Genomic DNA, 18,773 nt, shown 5'->3' with positions numbered 1-18,773 from the left:
ACCATGCGTTTAACCACCAAGGGTCGCTACGCGGTGACCGCCATGCTGGACCTGGTTCTGCACAGTGAGCAGGGGCCGGTGAACCTGTCGGCGATCTCCGAGCGGCAGCACATTTCACTGTCTTATCTTGAGCAGTTGTTTGCCAAGCTGCGGCGTCGGGGGCTGGTCAAAAGTATCCGCGGTCCCGGCGGCGGTTACTGCCTGGATCGCTCTATTGCCGACATTTATGTGGCGGAGATTATCGATGCGGTGGACGAGAGTGTCGATGCCACCAATTGTTCAGGAGAGGCTAACTGTCAGGAGGGAGAAGTCTGCCTGACTCACCACCTGTGGAGTGACCTGAGCGATCAGATTCATACCTTTCTGAGTGGCATCAGTCTGGCCAGCCTGATGGAGCGCCAGGAAATTCAGCAAATCGCCACCCGGCAGAACCACCGGGAAAGCGAGCACATCGCCATGACCATGGTGGATTGAGATGGTAGATTGAGATGGGAATGGCAGACCCGATATATCTGGATTACGCCGCCACCACACCGGTGGCTGACGAGGTTGCCGAACAAATGGCCCAGTGCCTGACCCGGCACGGCAACTTCGCCAATCCGGCGTCCCGCTCTCACCTGCTGGGGTGGAAGGCGGAAGCGGCGGTGGAAGAGGGGCGCCGACAGGTTGCCGATCTAATCGGTGCCGACCCCAGAGAGATTGTTTGGACTTCCGGTGCCACCGAAGCCGACAACCTGGCTATCAAGGGCGTGGCCGAGGCCTATGCTGATCGCGGTCGGCATATCGTCACCTCACAAATTGAGCACAAGGCGGTGCTGGATACTTGCGCCTATCTCGAAACCAAAGGTTTCGAGGTGACCTACCTGGTGCCCGACGACGGCGGTGTGATCAGCGTCGATGCTTTGAACAAGGCGCTGCGGGACGACACTATTTTGGTCAGCCTGATGCACGTTAACAACGAGTTGGGTTCGATCAATGATATCGCGGCGCTGGGCGAAGCGCTGGCCGATCATCAGGCCTTCTTCCACGTGGATGCCGCCCAGAGTGTCGGCAAATTGCCTCTGGATATGGCGGCGTTGAAGGTGGATTTAATGTCCCTGTCTGCCCACAAATGCTATGGCCCCAAGGGCATCGGTGCGCTGTATGTCCGGCGCCGCAGCCGCTGCCAACTGGCGGCGCAGATGCACGGCGGTGGCCACGAGCGGGGAATGCGCTCAGGGACCCTGGCCACCCACCAAATCGTTGGCTTTGGCGCCGCCTGCCAACTGGCGGCTGGCGGCCTTGAGGCCGAGCGGGCGCGACTGACGGAACTTCGCCGCCAATTTTTGACTCCCATCCTTCAGTTGGATGGGGTGGTGGTTAATGGCCGCGACGGCGGCTGGCCGGGGATTGCCAATGTCAGTTTTGCCGACGTTGATGGCGAGTCTTTGCTGATGGCGCTGAAAGACCTGGCGGTGTCTACCGGCTCGGCCTGTGCCTCGGCAACGCTGGAGCCCTCCTACGTACTCAGAGCCATTGGCTGCAGCGACATCTTGGCGCTGAGCTCGGTGCGCTTTAGTTTTGGCCGCTATACCAGCGCTGAGGAGCTGGCTCAGGCTGCAGAGCAGGTGGTGGCCGCCGTTGGCCAGCTCCGTGGCGGGCAGCAGAAAACCGGATAAAGGCGTGCCGACATAGGCATTTGCCGCCAATGCGCTTATAATTGCGTGCTTTTGCCGGCCCGCCACTGAACGTGGTTGGCCTTCTTACAAGATTTTGATTTTATTGGAGATTATAAAACATGGCCGTGGAGCGCACTCTATCCATCGTCAAGCCTGACGCTGTTGCCAAAAACGCGATCGGTGACATTTACAGCCGCTTTGAAAAAGCCGGCCTGAAAATCGTTGCCGCTAAAATGCTGCGCCTGAGCCGCGAGCAGGCCGAAGGCTTCTACGCCGAACACAAAGGCCGTCCTTTCTTCCCTGCGCTGGTAGATTTCATGACCTCCGGTCCGGTCACTGTTCAAGTGCTGGAAGGTGAGGGCGCGATCCTTAAAAACCGCGAGCTGATGGGCGCTACTAACCCCAAAGAAGCGGAGCCGGGCACGATTCGCGCGGATTTCGCTGAGTCCATCGATGCCAACGCCGTTCACGGTTCGGATTCCGAGCAGTCTGCGGTTCGCGAGATCGGTTTCTTCTTCGCTGCCAGCGAAATCTGCGAGCGCGCCTAGGGCGCCGGGAGCACGGGATATGGATTCCGCCGAGGTCAAGCCAGTAGAGCGGGTCAACCTGCTGGGCTTGCCGCGCGCCAAAATGGAGGCCTTTCTGGTCTCCATTGGCGAGAAGCCTTTCCGTGCCCAGCAAATACTCAAGTGGATTCACCACAGCGGTGTCGACGACTTTGAGCAGATGACCAATCTCGGTAAAGCGCTGCGGGCCAAACTGGCCGAGTGCGCCGAGATTCGCCCCCCGGGTGTGGTTCGCCAACTCGATTCCAAAGACGGTACCCGCAAATGGGCCGTTGAGGTGGGCGGCAACAACCTGGTGGAGACGGTGCTGATTCCCGATGGCAAACGGGGCACCCTGTGTGTGTCATCCCAGGTCGGATGCAGTCTGGATTGCAGCTTCTGCTCCACCGGCAAGCAGGGTTTTATGCGGGACCTCACCGCAGCGGAAATCATCGGCCAGGTTTGGCTGGCACTCAAATCCTACGACGCCTTTCCGTCCACCAACAATCGCGTGGTCACCAATGTGGTGATGATGGGCATGGGTGAACCTCTGCTCAACTTCGATAACGTGGTGGATGCCACCAGCCTGATGATGGACGACTTCGGCTACGGCCTGTCCAAGCGTCGGGTGACCCTCAGTACTTCTGGGGTGGTGCCCATGCTGGATAAGCTGGGCGATGTCTCCGAGGTGTCGCTGGCGGTGTCACTCCACGCCCCCAACGATGCACTGCGGGATGAGCTGGTCCCCATCAACCGCCGTTACCCCATTGCCGAGCTGTTGGCGGCTTGCCGCCGCTACCTGGATAAACAGCCCGATAAACACCGGGTAGTTACCGTCGAGTATACCTTGATCGCCGGTGTAAACGATCAGCCCGAGCACGCCAGAGAACTGGCGAGTGTGTTGCGGAGCTTGCCCTGCAAGGTCAATTTGATTCCCTTTAATCCGTTTTCGCTGTCGGATTACCAGCGCCCCAGCAACAACGCCGTGTCGCGCTTTTGGCAAATCATGACCGATGCCGGCTACGTTACCACCGTGCGCACCACCCGGGGTGACGACATCGACGCCGCCTGTGGCCAGTTGGCGGGGCAGGTGCAAGACCGCACCCGCCGCAGCGAGCGCCACCGGCGCAAATTTGAAGAAACCCAGGCGGTACGCCTGGTTTAACCTTGGATAAGGGGAGGCCGATGGCCGCGCACTTGGTTCGGTTCCGTCTATCTGCGGTATGGGTGTTGTGCATTGCCCTGCTGGTGTCCGGTTGTGTCACCACCAAGCGTGGTGGTTACACTGATAAAACGGATCAGAAAAAAGCCTTTGAGACTTCCTTGCAACTGGCGCGCAACTATATTGCCCAGAGCAATTGGGATCAGGCCAAACGCCACCTGCAATTTGCTGAATCCGTCGATGACAACAACCCCGACACCCTTGAAGCCCTGGCGCTGGTCTTTCAGAATACCGGTGAGTTGGAAACGGCTGAGAGTTACTACAAGCGGGCTATCAAACAGGTGCCGGACCGGGTCCGTATCCGCAACAACTACGCGGGTTTTCTGTTTGCTCAACAGCGCTACGCCGAGGCGGCGGAGCAGTTAGAGGTTGTGGTTGAAGACCTGCTGTACGAGCGCCGCGCCGAGGCATTCATCAGTTTGGGCCGCTGTTATTTGCAGCTCGACAAGTTGGAAAAGGCCGAAAACGCCTTTCGTCGCTCTCTGCTGATGGACAACAATAATGGCTCGGCCCTACTGTCCATGGCCGAGGCGGTATACCGCCTGGAGCGCATTGCCGAGGCACAGCGCTACTACGACGCGTACCGAGATAAAGTGCAACGTCAGTCAGCTGCTGGTCTGTGGTTGGGAATTCGCCTAGCCGATGCCTTTGATGATGAGGATGCCTTTGCCAGCTACGCCCTGGCCTTGAAGAATCTCTATCCCAAGTCTGAAGAGTTCCTCAAGCTCAAAGCGCTGCAGGAAAACCGGAGTCAATAGTGCGACTAGTCTTAGGACAAGCCGATGACACAGTCTAAATCGTCAGTGGCAGGCCCGCCGGGATCGGTCCTTCGCGAGGCGAGGGAAAGCGCGGGTAAATCGATTACGGAAACCGCCGAGGCACTGAACCTGCTGCGCACTTACGTTGAAGCGCTGGAGCAAAACGACTACAGCCGTTTCAATTCGCCATTGTTCGCCCGGGGATATATTAAGAGTTACGCTCGCTATATGGGCTTGGATGTGGACCCGCTGCTGAAAGATTGCGACCGCATCTGCCGGCGCGACGACGAGCAGTTCCAACGCAGCAAGCCCCAGGGGCGTGCCAAGGCGCCGGGTAATGCCCGGGTCATCGTCGCCTTGATCATGGCAGCGTTTATCTGGTCGATTTGCTATGTATTGCTTAGCGGGCCAGTGCAAAAAGAACTGGCCGTTCATATTCTCGAGCAACGCTACAACGCACCCCGTTCCCTCCGCAGTTCGACTGCCTTGGGTGAGTCTCTGTTGCGGGGGCGGGATGACGGCGACGGCGGAATCATCAGCGCCCAGCATCCAGGGCAGGCAGATAGCCACGATGTGCGTTTGCGCCTGCGGGCTGAAGACGACGTGTGGTTTGAGTTACGCAATGTGCGTGGTGAGGTACTGTTTAGTGGCACCCAGGCCGGTGGTACGGTGCGGCATTTCGATACCCAGGGCCCCATTGAACTGGCAGCGGCCTATTGGCCGGCTCTGAAAACTCAATACAACGGACAGGCAGTCGAGTTGCCCAGTCCATTACCCAGTAACGCGCTGCGCGTTCGGATAGGTGAATTATGAAAATGGCTTCGCCGATCACTCGGCGCCAGTCCCGTCAGATCCATGTTGGCAATGTGCCGGTGGGTGGTGGTGCACCAATATCGGTGCAAAGTATGACCAACACCGACACCTGTGATGTCGCCGCCACGGTGGCGCAGATCAAACGCTTGGAAGAAGCCTGTGCAGATATCGTGCGGGTGTCCGTGCCCAGCATGGAGGCGGCAGAAGCTTTCCGGGAGATCCGCCGGCAGGTGGATGTACCGCTGGTGGCGGATATCCACTTTGACTACAAGATCGCCCTCAAAGTGGCGGAGTACGGCGTGGATTGCCTGCGTATCAACCCCGGCAATATCGGCCGCGAAGATCGGGTGAGAGCAGTGATCGACGCCGCCAAACACCACGGCATCCCCATTCGTATCGGTGTGAATGCCGGCTCGCTGGAGAAAGACCTGCAGCGCAAATACGGGGAGCCGACCCCGGAGGCGCTGGTAGAGTCGGCGATGCGCCATGTCGATATTCTCGATCGTCTCAACTTTCCCGACTTCAAGCTCAGCGTGAAGGCTTCCGATGTCTTTATGGCGGTGGCGGCCTATCGGCAAATCGCCGAGCAGATCGAGCAGCCACTGCACCTCGGGATTACCGAGGCCGGTGGTTTGCGGGGCGGTACCGTTAAGTCCTCAGTGGGCCTGGGCATGCTGTTGATGGACGGCATTGGCGATACGATTCGTATTTCTTTGGCCGCTGACCCGGTCGAAGAAATTAAAGTAGGCTACGAAATCCTGAAAAGCCTCAAGCTGCGCAGCAAGGGCATTAACTTTATCGCCTGCCCAAGCTGTTCGCGGCAGAACTTTGATGTTATCGGCACAATGAATGAGCTCGAGTCCCGGCTGGAGGACGTCAATACACCTTTGGATGTGGCGGTGATTGGTTGCTTCGTCAACGGCCCCGGTGAGGCCAAGGAAGTTGAAGTGGGCATCACTGGCGGCACCCCCAACAACCTGGTCTATGTGGACGGTCAAAAGGATCACAAAGTCCAGAATGCCGAGCTGGTGGACCACCTCGAACAGCTGATTCGCCAGCGAGTGGCGGAAAAAGAACAACAGGATCAGAATCTGATCGCCAGAAGTTAGGCGCGGTAATGCTTTGCCTGCGCCGGCAACAGACTATTCACAGGACAGACTCTTGGCAAGAATACAATCCATCCGCGGGATGAATGATTTACTGCCCGCGGACTCACCGTTGTGGCAGTACCTTGAAAACACCGTAGCCGGTTTGCTGCGGCGTTACGGCTATCAGGAAATCCGCTTTCCGATTTTGGAACACACTGAATTGTTTAAGCGTTCCATCGGTGAGGTGACTGATATCGTCGAAAAGGAAATGTACACCTTTGACGATCGCAATGGTGACAGCCTGACTCTGCGCCCGGAGGGCACTGCCAGCTGTGTTCGCGCCTGTGAGCAAAACGGCTTGCTGCACAATCAGGTACAACGCCTGTGGTACGCCGGCCCCATGTTTCGTCACGAGCGGCCGCAAAAAGGGCGGCTGCGCCAGTTTCACCAGATCGGTGTCGAAACCTTTGGCATGGTTGGGCCGGATGTCGATGCCGAATTAATACTGCTGACCGCCCGAATCTGGAAAGAGCTGGGCATTGCCCAGCACCTGACCCTGGAGCTGAACAGCATTGGCAACAGTGAATCCCGAGCCAACTACCGCCAGGCGCTGATCGACTACCTCCGTCAATTTGAAGACCAGCTGGATGCCGACAGTAAGCGCCGCCTGCACACTAACCCGCTGCGGATTCTCGACAGTAAGGTGCCCGAGACCCAGGCACTGCTGACAGAGGCACCGGTATTGCAGGACTACCTGGACGAGACCTCGCGGAGCCATTTTGAGGGTCTACAGCGCCGGCTCGATGCGGCGGGTGTGGAATATAAGCTCAATCCGCGCCTGGTTCGCGGCCTGGATTACTACGGTTTGACAGTGTTTGAATGGACCACCCAGGCTCTGGGTGCCCAGGGTACGGTGTGTGCCGGTGGACGCTACGACGGCCTGGTGGAGCAACTGGGTGGCAAGGCAACGCCAGCGGTAGGTTTTGCCATGGGTGTCGAGCGTCTGTGTTTGCTGCTGGAGACCCTGGAGGCCGCGCCGGTCGATTCGGCCACCGCCGACGTGTATATTGTCGCCACCGGTGAAGAGGCCGAAGTGGCTGGCTTGACGGTGGCCGAGCAGCTAAGAGAGGCGCTGCCCGCGCTTCGGGTAGTGCTGAATTGTGGCGGCGGCAGTTTCAAAAGTCAGTTTAAAAAGGCTGATCGCAGCGGTGCTCGCTATGCCGTGGTGATAGGCGAGGATGAACTCAGCCGGGGTGAAGTTGCTCTAAAACCCCTCCGCGAGGCTGGCGCTGAACAACAAAGCGTGGCCTTGGCAGGGCTGACAGATACACTGGCGGCTGCCTTACAAGTCAGTGAAAACAACAGCTGAACAACAGGCTGAAGAGGACATCAGTGAATACGTTTCGTACCGAAGAAGAACAGTTGGATGCCATCAAACGGTGGTGGCGGGAAAACGGTATCAGTACCGCAGTGGGGGTTGTACTTGCCCTGGGCGCTGTGTTTGGTTGGCGGGGCTGGCAGGATCATCAACAAAATCGCGCCGCCGAGGCCTCAGCAGTATTTCAGCAACTGCTGGAGGCGGATGCGGCCTACCAGCGCGACGGCACCCGAAAACTCGCTGCCTTGGAGCTGGCTGACACCCTGCGGGACGATTTTGCCGGTCACAGCTACGCTCACTTTGCGACCCTGATGAAGGCCAAGTATGCGGCTCAGGATGGCAATTTTGGTGAGGCGGAAACCCTGCTGCAAAGTGTCCTGGACGATGCGCCCAATCAAGCGGTGGCCCAGCAAGTGAAAGTTCGTCTGGCGCAGCTGAGTGTGGCCCAGCAACAATACGACCAGGCTCTGACTCACTTGCAGGGGCTTGAAGAAGGTGGCTACGCCCCTCAGGCGGCGGAAATTCGCGGTGATATCAAGCTCGCCCAGGGCGACAGTGCCGGGGCGCTGGAAGCCTATACCGAAGCGCGGCGCCTGTCGGCGGAATCGGAAATACCCACCGACAACCCGGTGCTGGAAATGAAAATTAACGACCTGCGCACTCAGCGTTCGGGCAGTCCCGACGCCGACCAGCAGGGGGCCTAAATAATGCGTTTATCTCGTCTGTGTGCTGTTCTCGCCATTGCCGCCACCGCGGCCTGTTCGTCGACACCCGATGCCCGGGAACCCGCGGAATTGACCGACTTTGATGCCAGCAAGCGGTTTAAGGAAGTGTGGGACTATTCGCTGGGAGATGGCCAGGGCGGCGCCTATCAGCGCATAGCACCGGCTGTGGATGGCGAGGATATCGCCATTGCCTCTGCCGACGGCAAGGTGGCGCTGCTGGATAAGAAAACCGGTAAGCGCCGTTGGAAAGAGTCCTACGACCTCGCCATATCTGGTGGCGTCGGGCTTGATGACCAGCGGTTGTTTATCGGTACCGCCGACGGTGAGTTAGTGGCCTTAAATCGCAGCAATGGCGATATTGCCTGGCGCGTTACCGTAAAGGGTGAAGTTTTGGGTGCGCCGCAAAGCAACGGGCGTATTGCCGTGGTGCAAACCTACAGCGGCCAGCTCAGTGGCTTTGAGGCCGACACCGGCAAGCATCTGTGGACCTACACGGCGCAGGTGCCTCGGCTGACCTTGCGCGGCACGTCGACGCCGCTGATCGTTCGCGATACGGTGATGTTCGGCCTCGCCAATGGCCGCCTGATCGGCATGGATATCGAGTCCGGCAGTGTGCGCTGGGAGCAGCGTATTGCCGTGCCCCAGGGCAGTACCGAAATCGAGCGTCTGGTGGACGTAGATGGCCGTTTACTGAGCTTGGAAGGCGGCGCTGTAGTGGTGGCTACCGGCTACCAGGGCCAAGTGGCGGCGGTGGATGTAGCCACTGGCCGCATGCTTTGGGCCAAGGATACCTCCAGCTACGTGGGGGCAGCCAGTGCACTGGGCTATATCTACGTGGTGGACGCCGAGGGTGGCGTGAGTGCCATTGATGCCAGTGGTCAGGGTGCCAGCTGGACGCAAACAGTGCTGGCCCGCCGTGAGCTCACTGAGCCGGCGGCGATTGGCGGCGGCATTGCGGTGGGAGACCTGGAGGGTTACCTCCATTTGTTGTCCCAGGTAGACGGCAGCCTGCAGGCCCGTACCCGGGTGGATAGCGACGGTCTGCGCGCGCCCATGGCGGTATCTGGAAAACTGCTCTACGTTTACAGTAACGATGGCGAGCTAGTGGCGTACAAGATACAAGACCGCTAGTTCATCGTGACATCATTTGGCGGCGCAGAATCGCGCCGCCCATACCATTCTCCATAACGTCTCTGCGCTGCCGCTATGTTGTCGGTATAATAGACAAATCAGCCGGCAACGCCCGCGAGAAGTAAACGACATGATCCCTGTAATCGCTTTGGTTGGACGCCCCAATGTGGGCAAATCGACCCTGTTCAATCGACTCACCCGCAGTCGCGATGCCCTGGTGGCCAACTTTCCCGGTCTGACCCGGGACCGCCAGTACGGCGATGCGGTGCTGGAAGGTCGGCGCTTTATGTTGATCGACACCGGCGGTATCACCGGCGATGAAGAGGGCATCGACGAGGCGATGGCGCAACAGTCGCTGCTGGCCATCGATGAGGCGGACGCGGTGGTATTGCTGCTGGACGCCAAGGCGGGGCTGATGGCGGCGGATCACGGCCTGATCGACCATCTGCGGGGTTGCTCCAAGCCGGTGTTTTACGTGGCCAACAAAATTGATGGCACCGACCCCAATATCGCCATGGCGGAGTTTTACCAAACCGGCGCCAAGCAGATCTATCCGCTAACTGCGACCCACGGCAAGGGCGTGCGGCAGCTGGTGGGAGACGTGCTGGATCTATTTCCGGATGCAGATGCGGCCGGCGAGGGGCAGGACCAGGCCCACGGTAAAAAGATTGCTATTGTCGGGCGTCCCAATGTGGGCAAGTCCACCCTGGTCAACCGTATGTTGGGGGAGGAACGGGTGGTGGTCTACGACCAGCCTGGTACCACCCGAGACAGTATCTATATCAACTACGAACGGGACGGCGAGCCCTATACCCTTATCGATACGGCCGGGGTGCGAAAGCGCCGCAGCATTCGCGAGACGGTGGAAAAGTTCTCCATCGTTAAAACCCTGAAAGCGGTGGACGATGCCAATGTTGTCGTGCTGGTGATGGACGCCAGGGAAAACATTGTTGAACAGGATTTGCACTTGCTGGGCCAGGTGATCGATTCCGGACGGGCGGTGGTGGTGGCTCTCAATAAATGGGATGGCCTCAGCAGCGACCAGAAAAACCGCATTAAAACCGAGCTGGACCGCAGGCTGCGGTTTATTGATTTTGCCGAGGTGCACTTTATATCGGCATTGCACGGCACTGGGGTCGGGCACCTCTACGAGTCCATCGAAAAGGCCTACGCATCGGCCACCCAGTCACTGCAAACCCGCCACCTCACCACGATTCTGGAAGGGGCGGTGTACGACCACGCGCCGCCGATGATCAATGGCCGGCGTATCAAACTGCGCTATGCCCACCCGGGCGGCCAAAACCCACCCATTATCGTGATTCACGGCAACCAGACCGACAAGGTGCCAGCCAGCTATACCCGCTACCTGGAAAAGATCTTCCGTCGGGAGTTAAAAATGGTGGGCACGCCGGTGCGCATCGAGTACAAAACCGCCGACAACCCCTATGAAGGCAAGAAAAACAAATTGACCAAGCGCCAGGTAGACCGCAAGCGCCGGCTGGTGAAGTTTGTCAAAAAGCAGGACAAGAAACGCAAAAAAGGGAAGTAAGCGTCGTTCACGGCCGGTTTTTATGTACGCTGATCAGCACAACCCAGACAAGCCCGATCTCGATAGTCCGGAGCGTATTGGCCATTTTGTGGAGGCCTTCTACGAGCGTCTACTGAAGGATGAGACTCTGGCGCCGATCTTTCTGGATGTCGCCGCCATCGATATTCACGAGCACTTTCCCCGCATCCAGGCCTACTGGGAAAAACTGCTGATGGGTGGCCAGGACTACCATCGCCACACCATGAATATTCATCGGGCACTGTATCACAAACGGCCCCTGACCCGTGCCGACTTTGACTTGTGGTTGAGTTACTTTACCCAAACCATGGACGAGAAATTTGCTGGCCCCTACGCCGAGCGCGCCAAGCGGATTGCCGCCACAATTGCCGACAATATGCACCGCGCCCTAAACGGGCCCTAGAAGCCGACAATTTCCCGCCAGGGATCGCCCGGTTGGTAACCGGAAATGCGCCGCCAGTGGTAGTCCGTCAGGAAGGAGTTTGGTACTACCGAGACTTGGCGCAAGTCTAGAATCCAGCCCTCTACCTCCACCACCAGATGCCCGCCGCCATTGATCTCGCAATAGACCAAGCGACTTGGAATGCCCCGCTGACGCAACAGGGTCCGACAGGCCAGGCAAAAGCCGTCACAGTCGTCCCGCAGTACCTGTTCGCCGTCGTAGCCCGGTGGTGGCATATCCCAGCGTTCGCCCCGGTCGTCGGTTTGTACAAAACGGCGGCGCACCGTGCCGTGCACTGCTTTGAGTTGTTCCTTGATCGGGTACATTAGCAATCCCCCCGGCTATCCCTGGCCAATAGCTCAGTGCAGCCCAGGGGTGGCGACACCACTGAGCCGGTTTTAAAGGGCTTGGCTTCAAACTGCGAGCAAGCTGTGCTGGCCAGCGGCAAACCAGCTATCAAAAATAAGGAGAAAATTCCGCGATTTAGCTGACGTCGTTGACGGTCCATGGCGTTTTCGCCTCCCTTATTTGACACACCCTGACAGTGTAGGGAGGTAGCCTGAATACTTGCAGTGTCGTATATGACATTTATAGTGCTATTTAAGACATATTGCGGCGTCAGTTTTATTTTGTCTTTTATAGCATTTTATATGTTATAAAAGACAAAATATGTCGGGTTGCCAGCGGGGTAGACGGACAATGAGCCAAACTATCAGCTATCTAGGTATGGACGACATCATGGCCAGCAATGTGCTCGCCAGCCGGGATTTATTTAACGTGGCCAATCGTATTGCCGGTCGGGTGGCGGGCCAGGGAGAGAATGCACAGCCCTTATTTGATTTGCGGGTACTGTCTCAGCACGGTCAGCCGGTGCGCTGTGAGGATGGCATAAGTCTCTCTGCCCAGGGGCGCTGGTCTGACCTGCATGCGGATGACATTTTGATCCTGCCAGCCTATATGATTGCTGATCAGAGTGAACTAGAGCATCACCTGCCACAGTGGCAGGAGGCTATGGCTTTTATTCGTTCTATTGCGGCACAGCAGCGACTAATTGTGACCAACTGCAGTGGCAGTATGCTGCTGGCCGAGGCAGGGGTGCTATCGGGGCATCGCGCCACCACGGCCTGGTGGCTGCACGACCTGATGGCGTCCCGTCACCCAAAGGTGGATGTGGAGCGCGAGGCGGTCTGCGTTCTCTCTGGCAATATGATGACTGGTTCGGCCACTACCTCGTGCTTTGACGTCACCCTGGCGGTGATCGAACAGCACGGCGGGGCGCATCTGGCGCGGCTGCTGTCAAAGTATATGATGTTGGACAATCAGCGTCGCTCCCAGGCTCCCTACGCCATATTGGGACAGCACCAGGCCAGTGACGACCTGGTGGAGCGGGCTGAGCGGTGGATTCGCCGCAACCTGGGGCGGGACTTTCGCATTGAGGAATTGGCGTCCGAGCTGCATGTCAGCCCGCGGACATTGATTCGCCGATTTCAAAAGGCGCTGGGGGAGTCGCCCCAGAGTTTTACCCAAAAACTGCGCATCGAGAAAAGTAAGATTCTGTTGGAGACCACCCAGATGCGCTTCGGCGATATTGTAACCCGCTGCGGCTACAGCGATGAGAGCGCGTTCAGGCGGTTGTTTAAGCGTTATTGTCAGGTTTCGCCAAGGGAATATCGGCGACGCTTCGCCGCGTAGGGGGGACATCGCTTTTTATGTCCACCGGGTTTGATCTCGGTTGTGGTGCCGGCGCTAGGATGGACGCGGCGGACACAAGAGCGGTGTCCGCCCTACGGGCGCTCATCGGAACGCGGGGGAGTGGGTTGCCAGAGTATATAGACACTGACCAGGGCGGCGATGGAGAGCATTACCCCCGAGCCCCAGTGTTTACCCAAAAACACAAATACGCTGATCAGAATGGCCACCCACAGCGACGCCAGGATCAGGACTTTGCTGCGTGCCGAAATCCCGTGACCATTCAGATAATCCCTCAGCGGTTGCCCAAATAGTCGATGCTCGGTCAACCAGCGATAAAAGCGGGGGGATGAGCGCAAAAAGCAGGCGGCACTGAGGATAAGAAATACTGAGGTGGGCATGACCGGCAATATGGCGCCAATAATGGCCAGCACAAAAAATACCCAGCCCGCTGCGAACAGACTGTAGCGTATAACAGGGTTGCTGTGCTCGTACGGGGTCTTCATTCTAACCGCTGTGAGTTCCATTGCTTTGGGGCCCTGGGCGATAGGTCTTAGGTACCGTAAACATTATCAAAAGCGCCTCTCCGCCGGCAGTCGGCGTATTCCCTTATACAGGGTGGTATTGTTCACCCCTGGCCCTTGGGCAGTCACAATCCCAATCTGTTCGCTGATCGAATTTGTCAGCGGCATTGATCTTCGCCGACATTGTTGGATTTTCCCCCCCTGAAGATACTCCTTGCAAGCGTTTGCTCGCGGGGTGGAAGGGCAGTTGTGCCATCTTTCGCCAAAACGTCGCGCCACAACAACAAGGGGAGACAGTCCATGTCCGCTTCGGCCGAAGTTCTCAGTCAAGCTTTTACCTTGGGTTATACCTATACCCGAACCACCGGCCCGGTGGTGGGGCAATTCTTTACCGGATTGCGCCAACGCAAAATGCAGGGCATCAAGGCCAGTGATGGCCGGGTGTTGATGCCGCCGGTTGAGTACGATCCGGTCAGTGCCGAAGCCCTCAGCGAATTTGTCGATGTCGCTGATAGCGGCGTGGTCAAGACCTGGAGCTGGGTGAGCCAGCCCCGCAAATCTCACCCCAGTGATTCCCCCTTCGCCTGGGCACTGATCCAATTGGACGGTACCGATACACCGATGCTGCACTGGGTGGATGCTGGCGAGGAGTCCGCAATGTCGACCGGTATGCGGGTCAAAGTGCGCTGGGCAGCCGAGACCACCGGTACCATCCACGATATCAATGGCTTTGTTCCAGAAGATGTTGAGCTGAACATCGACTACAAAGACAACGAGCAGGAAGAGCCAGTCACTGGAATCGATGCTCCCAGTTACATGACCTACAACTTTACAGCGGGTCATGCCACCGCGCGCTATCTGACGGAACTGAAAAAAGGTCGCCTGGTAGGACAGCGTTGTCCCTCTTGTAGCCAGGTCTATATCCCGCCACGGGGTTCTTGCGCGGCCTGCGGTGTGCCCACCGAGGAAGAGGTTGAACTGAGCCATAAGGCCACTGTGGAATCCTTCACTATTGTTCATATTCCCATTCCTAACAATCCGATAAAGCCGCCCTACGTTATTGCCAACCTGATTCTCGATGGCGCCAATCTGAGTTTCCTGCACCTGCTCAGCGAGTGCAAAAACGAGGACGTGCGTATCGGTATGCGGGTCGAGGCGGTATGGAAGCCTGAGTCGGAATGGATACACGCCATGGAAAACATCCAGTACTTCAAGCCAATTGATGAAGCGGATGTCCCGGTAGAAAAAATTGGCAAACTGGATATTGAGGGGAAATAAGATGCGTGACGTCGCAATAGTAGCTTTTGCTCAGTCCCATTGCGTTCGCGATGCCGGTGCACGCAATGAGGTCGAACTCATTATGCCGGTGCTCGGCGAGGTCTATAAGCAGGCCGGAATAGAAAGTGCCCAGGATGTTGATTTCACCTGCTCGGGGAGTTGTGATTACCAGCAGGGGGCCGCGTTCGCCTTTGTTGCCGGTGTGGATGCCTTGGGTGCAGTGCCGCCCATTAAAGAATCCCACGTTGAGATGGATGCCGCTTGGGCTCTGTACGAATCCTGGCTGAAGATTCAGGCTGGCGAGGCGGAGTCGGCACTGTTGTACGGCTTCGGTAAGTCGTCTCCCGGTGAACTGCCTATCGTACTGTCTCAGCAGCTCGACCCTTATTATCTTGCGCCGCTGTGGGTGGACACCATTGCTTTTGCCGCCATGCAGGCCCGGGTGATGCTGGAGCAGGGCTTGATCAGTGAAGCTGATATGGCAGAAGTAGTGGCTCGCTCTCGTCGCAATGCCCTGAGTAATCCCCACGCCCAGCTCAGTGGTGAATTCTCGGTAGATCAGCTGTTAGCAGAGCCCCAGTATGAATCTCCGCTGCGTCGCCACGATTGCTGCCCCATCTCTGATGGTGCCTGCGCCATGGTGATCTGCACCGTTGAAAAAGCCAAAGAATGGGGTAAGCCCTACGCGGTCATTAAAGGTATCGACCACCGCATTGAAACTCACCACATCGGTTCTCGGGATTTGACTCGCTCGGTATCAACTGAGCAGGCTGCCGAGGCCGCTGGCGTCGCTAATGGCGCGGTGGATATCGCGGAACTCTACGCACCTTTTAGCCATCAGGAAATTATTCTCAAACAAGCTCTGAAACTGGGTGATGACACCACTATCAACCCGTCGGGCGGGGTGTTGGCCGGCAACTTGATGATGGCGTCCGGTCTGTCCCGGATCGGCGAGGTGGCAATGCGCTTGATCGCTGGTGAAGGGAAGCGAGGTGTTGCCCATGCGACATCCGGTCCCTGCTTGCAACAAAATCTGGTAACCGTTCTGGAGGCACAGTAATGGCACAATTGGCAGCAGTAGTGGGCGTCGGTCAGACCCAATACAAAACCAAACGCAAGGATGTCTCCATTGCCGGTCTGGTGCGTGAAGCCGCTCAGAATGCATTGGATAACGCCGAGCTGACCTGGAATGATATCGATGCGGTGATTCTCGGCAAAGCGCCGGATATGTTTGAAGGCGTCATCATGCCTGAGCTGTATCTTACCGATGCGCTGGGCTGTAATGGCAAGCCGATGTTGCGGGTTCACACCGCCGGCTCGGTGGGCGGCTCAACCGCCATTGTCGCCGCCAGCTATGTGCAGAGCGGCGTGTTTAAACGGATTTTGACGGTCTCCTTTGAGAAGCAGTCAGAGTCCAACGCGATGTGGGCACTGTCCAACCCGCAGCCTTTCTCGCCTCACTTGAACGCCGGTGCCGGTGGCTATTTTGCACCCATTATCCGCGAGTATGTGCGTCGCAGCGGCGCGCCCTACGACGCCGGTATCAAGGTGGCGGTGAAAGATCGTCTGCACGGCGCAAAAAACCCGCTGGCACACTTGCAGTTGCCGGAAATTACCATGAAAGAGGTGGAAGACAGCCCGATGCTGTGGGAGCCGCTGCGCTTCCTCGAGGCCTGTCCGTCATCGGACGGTGCCTGCGCCATGGTGATCGCCAACGAAGACCTGGCCAAGCAATCTCCCGGTAAACCGGCCTGGATTCGCGGCTGTGCCATGCGCTCTGAGCCGACGATGTACGCGGGTCGGGAGCAGGTTGACCCGGTCGCCGGTCGGGATTGCGCCAAAGACGTCTATGCACAGGCCGGCATTAAAGATCCCCGCAAGGACCTGGATATGGCCGAAGTCTATGTTCCCTTCTCCTGGTACGAGCCGATGTGGCTGGAGAACCTGGGCTTTGCTGAGAAGAACAAAGGCTGGGAACTGACCATGAGTGGCGCGACCTCAATGGATGAAGGTGGCGATATCCCCTGGAACTGCTCCGGTGGGGTACTGTCCTCCAACCCCATCGGTGCCTCAGGTATGATCCGTTTTGCCGAGGTAGCGCAACAGGTGCGCGGTCAGGCCGGTGCTCATCAGGTGGACGGTGCCAAGACTGCCATGGGCCACGCGTATGGTGGTGGTGCACAATTCTTTGCCATGTGGGTAGTCAGTAGCGAAAAAGGCTAGTTTCGTCTTTTGGGGTGATGGTCGTCAGTGGCCATCACCGCTACATTACCGTGATAACTCTGATAAACCACATAATGTCGCAGGGGATGACTATGCACTTCAATTTGGCGGATCTTTTCGAAGCGGTAGCCGATGCCGTACCAGAGCGTGAGGCGATCGTATGTGGTTCGTCCCGCAGCCGTTACCGGGATCTCGATCAGGGAGCTAACCGGATTGCCCACTACCTGAAACAGCAGGGGGTTAAATCCGGGGATCACGTCGGTTTGTACATGTACAACTGCATGGAGTACATGGAAGCCATGCTGGCGTGCTTTAAAATCCGCGCTGTACCCATCAATGTGAACTATCGCTATGTTAAAGACGAACTGCTCTATATCTTTAACAATGCCGATATGGTGGCCTGTGTCCACCACCGGGAATTTATTCCCCACATCGACGAAGTGCGCAGTGCTGCGCCCCAACTCAATACCTTTATCTCCGTTGATGACGATAGCGGCGAAGATCTCAGCAAAATCAGTGCAGTGGATTATCAGGCCGCCCAGCAGGATCAGAGCAACGAGCGGGATTTTGAAGAGCGTTCGGAAGACGACTATTTCATTCTCTACACCGGCGGTACCACCGGCATGCCCAAGGGCGTAATGTGGCCTCACAAAAACGTATTCTTTGCGGCAATGGGTGGCGGCGGTCATTTCTCCCCGAATGGCGCCTGTGAAAAGCCGGAAGATATTGTCGATCGGGTCACCGAACACCCGATGTGCGGCATCGCATTGGCACCGCTGATGCACGGCGCATCCTGGTGGTTTGCTTGTATCCAGTTGTTGGCCGGCAATAAGCTGGTACTCAACCACAACCGCTCCCTCAAGGGTGAGCAAGTGTGGCAGATTGTGGCCGATGAAAAGGTTAACGCCGTGCAAATCGTCGGCGACGCGATGGCCATTCCGCTGTTGGATGCGCTGGATGCCAACCCCGATCGTTGGGATTTGTCCTCAGTGTTTAATATCGGCTCCGGGGGGGCGATCTTCTCCGATGCCAAGCAAGCGGCTTTTATCAAGCATTTCCCCAACGCTTTTATCACTAATAGCTTTGGTTCGTCGGAAGGCGGCCAAATGGGCATGGACAACGGCAGCCGCCGCAATCAGACCGGTTTGGGTAACGTCGAACGCAATGACTATATGGATGTCATCATCGACGAAGAGGGCCAGCCCCGCCGCCACGCCGAACTGGGTGAAACCGGTATCTTTGCCCGTTCAGGTTACATCCCCAAGGGCTACTACAACGATCCAGAAAAAACTGCCAAGACCTTTGTCGAGGTGGACGGCAAGACCTGGCTGTTGACCGGTGATGCCGCCAAGTTGGAAGAGGACAATACCATCACTGTTTACGGGCGCGGCTCCAACTGTATTAACAGTGGCGGCGAAAAAATCTTCCCCGAAGAAGTGGAAGATGCGCTGAAGGCCCACGACGGTATTTTCGATGCCTTGGTAGTGGGCGTGCCCGACGAGCGCTGGGGTAGCCGCGTCAGTGCCATTATTCAGGCCCGGGATGGCGCCTCTTTAACCCTGGACAGCGTTCAGGATCACTGCCGCAATCACATCGCCGGCTACAAAGTACCGCGAGAAATTCACCTGATCGGTGAAGTGCCCCGTGCACCCAGTGGTAAGCCGGATTACAAAACAGCCAAAGCCTACGCCGAAAGCGGCGAAGGCCGAGTGGGCTAGACAGCCCGACCCAA

20 protein-coding genes are annotated in these 18,773 nt (G+C 57.5%); 17 read left to right on the top strand and 3 right to left on the bottom strand.

Going from position 1 to position 18,773, the window contains the following annotated elements; all coding sequences use genetic code 11:
* Positions 1 to 3: 3 nt before the first annotated feature.
* From iscR to I6N98_RS12125, 12 genes are all read left to right on the top strand, one after another.
* Positions 4 to 474 (top strand): Fe-S cluster assembly transcriptional regulator IscR, encoded by a 471-nt coding sequence (gene iscR, locus I6N98_RS12180; RefSeq protein WP_198568625.1) that lies wholly within the window; start codon positions 4 to 6, stop codon positions 472 to 474.
* Positions 475 to 494: 20 nt separating this feature from the next.
* Positions 495 to 1,658, top strand: a complete 1,164-nt coding sequence (locus I6N98_RS12175; protein WP_198568624.1) for an IscS subfamily cysteine desulfurase — start codon at positions 495 to 497, stop codon at positions 1,656 to 1,658.
* Positions 1,659 to 1,777: 119 nt separating this feature from the next.
* Positions 1,778 to 2,206 (top strand): nucleoside-diphosphate kinase, encoded by a 429-nt coding sequence (ndk, locus tag I6N98_RS12170; protein WP_198568623.1) that lies wholly within the window; start codon positions 1,778 to 1,780, stop codon positions 2,204 to 2,206.
* Positions 2,207 to 2,225: 19 nt separating this feature from the next.
* Positions 2,226 to 3,368, top strand: a complete 1,143-nt coding sequence (gene rlmN / locus I6N98_RS12165) for a dual-specificity RNA methyltransferase RlmN (RefSeq protein ID WP_198568622.1) — start codon at positions 2,226 to 2,228, stop codon at positions 3,366 to 3,368.
* 20 nt (positions 3,369 to 3,388) lie between these two features.
* Positions 3,389 to 4,183, top strand: coding sequence for a type IV pilus biogenesis/stability protein PilW (pilW, locus tag I6N98_RS12160; RefSeq protein WP_198568621.1), 795 nt, complete (start codon positions 3,389 to 3,391; stop codon positions 4,181 to 4,183).
* Between the two features lie 24 nt (positions 4,184 to 4,207).
* The gene (locus tag I6N98_RS12155; RefSeq protein WP_198568620.1) at positions 4,208 to 4,996 is read left to right on the top strand and encodes a helix-turn-helix domain-containing protein; all 789 of its coding nucleotides are present in this window, start codon (positions 4,208 to 4,210) and stop codon (positions 4,994 to 4,996) included.
* Complete coding sequence (gene ispG / locus I6N98_RS12150) at positions 4,993 to 6,105, top strand: flavodoxin-dependent (E)-4-hydroxy-3-methylbut-2-enyl-diphosphate synthase (protein ID WP_198568619.1); 1,113 nt, start codon at positions 4,993 to 4,995, stop codon at positions 6,103 to 6,105. The genes I6N98_RS12155 and ispG overlap by 4 nt, the downstream gene beginning before the upstream one ends.
* Before the next feature lie 52 nt (positions 6,106 to 6,157).
* Positions 6,158 to 7,453 (top strand): histidine--tRNA ligase, encoded by a 1,296-nt coding sequence (hisS, locus tag I6N98_RS12145; RefSeq protein WP_198568618.1) that lies wholly within the window; start codon positions 6,158 to 6,160, stop codon positions 7,451 to 7,453.
* A 23-nt stretch (positions 7,454 to 7,476) separates the two neighbouring features.
* Positions 7,477 to 8,166 (top strand): YfgM family protein, encoded by a 690-nt coding sequence (locus tag I6N98_RS12140; protein WP_198568617.1) that lies wholly within the window; start codon positions 7,477 to 7,479, stop codon positions 8,164 to 8,166.
* Between the two features lie 3 nt (positions 8,167 to 8,169).
* Positions 8,170 to 9,318: an outer membrane protein assembly factor BamB gene (bamB, locus tag I6N98_RS12135; protein WP_198568616.1), complete on the top strand. Its 1,149-nt coding sequence runs from the start codon at positions 8,170 to 8,172 to the stop codon at positions 9,316 to 9,318.
* 130 nt (positions 9,319 to 9,448) lie between these two features.
* Positions 9,449 to 10,867 carry a ribosome biogenesis GTPase Der gene (der, locus tag I6N98_RS12130; RefSeq protein ID WP_198568615.1) on the top strand — a complete coding sequence of 473 codons (1,419 nt, stop codon included), beginning with the start codon at positions 9,449 to 9,451 and terminating at the stop codon, positions 10,865 to 10,867.
* 22 nt (positions 10,868 to 10,889) lie between these two features.
* Complete coding sequence (locus I6N98_RS12125; protein WP_198568614.1) at positions 10,890 to 11,288, top strand: group III truncated hemoglobin; 399 nt, start codon at positions 10,890 to 10,892, stop codon at positions 11,286 to 11,288.
* On the opposite strand, the gene I6N98_RS12120 is transcribed toward I6N98_RS12125, so the two are convergent.
* Together I6N98_RS12120 and I6N98_RS12115 are read right to left on the bottom strand one after the other, a co-directional pair.
* Positions 11,285 to 11,653, bottom strand: a complete 369-nt coding sequence (locus I6N98_RS12120) for a hypothetical protein (protein ID WP_198568613.1) — start codon at positions 11,651 to 11,653, stop codon at positions 11,285 to 11,287. The genes I6N98_RS12125 and I6N98_RS12120 overlap by 4 nt on opposite strands.
* The gene (locus I6N98_RS12115; RefSeq protein ID WP_198568612.1) at positions 11,653 to 11,835 is read right to left on the bottom strand and encodes a hypothetical protein; all 183 of its coding nucleotides are present in this window, start codon (positions 11,833 to 11,835) and stop codon (positions 11,653 to 11,655) included. The genes I6N98_RS12120 and I6N98_RS12115 overlap by 1 nt, the downstream gene beginning before the upstream one ends.
* A gap of 191 nt (positions 11,836 to 12,026) precedes the next feature.
* Here I6N98_RS12115 and I6N98_RS12110 point away from each other — a divergent pair, with 191 nt between their 5' ends.
* Entirely contained in the window at positions 12,027 to 13,019 is a 993-nt protein-coding gene (locus I6N98_RS12110) for a GlxA family transcriptional regulator (protein WP_198568611.1), read from the top strand.
* 92 nt (positions 13,020 to 13,111) lie between these two features.
* Here the strand turns inward: I6N98_RS12110 and I6N98_RS12105 are convergent, their stop codons facing one another.
* On the bottom strand, positions 13,112 to 13,522 hold the full coding sequence (locus tag I6N98_RS12105; protein ID WP_232787330.1) for a YbaN family protein: 411 nt from the start codon (positions 13,520 to 13,522) through the stop codon (positions 13,112 to 13,114).
* Positions 13,523 to 13,840: 318 nt separating this feature from the next.
* Here I6N98_RS12105 and I6N98_RS18635 point away from each other — a divergent pair, with 318 nt between their 5' ends.
* The 4 genes from I6N98_RS18635 (at position 13,841) to I6N98_RS12085 (ending at position 18,759) form a co-directional block, all read left to right on the top strand.
* The gene (locus I6N98_RS18635) at positions 13,841 to 14,818 is read left to right on the top strand and encodes a Zn-ribbon domain-containing OB-fold protein (RefSeq protein WP_232787329.1); all 978 of its coding nucleotides are present in this window, start codon (positions 13,841 to 13,843) and stop codon (positions 14,816 to 14,818) included.
* Between the two features lies 1 nt (position 14,819).
* On the top strand, positions 14,820 to 15,878 hold the full coding sequence (locus I6N98_RS12095; RefSeq protein ID WP_198568609.1) for a thiolase domain-containing protein: 1,059 nt from the start codon (positions 14,820 to 14,822) through the stop codon (positions 15,876 to 15,878).
* Positions 15,878 to 17,041 carry a thiolase domain-containing protein gene (locus I6N98_RS12090; RefSeq protein ID WP_198568608.1) on the top strand — a complete coding sequence of 388 codons (1,164 nt, stop codon included), beginning with the start codon at positions 15,878 to 15,880 and terminating at the stop codon, positions 17,039 to 17,041. The genes I6N98_RS12095 and I6N98_RS12090 overlap by 1 nt, the downstream gene beginning before the upstream one ends.
* 92 nt (positions 17,042 to 17,133) lie before the next feature.
* Positions 17,134 to 18,759, top strand: a complete 1,626-nt coding sequence (locus tag I6N98_RS12085) for an acyl-CoA synthetase (protein WP_198568607.1) — start codon at positions 17,134 to 17,136, stop codon at positions 18,757 to 18,759.
* The last annotated feature ends 14 nt before the right edge of the window (positions 18,760 to 18,773 follow it).

The sequence above is a fragment of the Spongiibacter nanhainus genome (assembly GCF_016132545.1).
GTDB classification, from domain to species: Bacteria; Pseudomonadota; Gammaproteobacteria; order Pseudomonadales; family Spongiibacteraceae; genus Spongiibacter; species Spongiibacter nanhainus.
The sequence above is the reverse complement of the archived record's forward strand: the minus strand, read 5'-3'. Positions and strand labels throughout refer to the sequence as shown.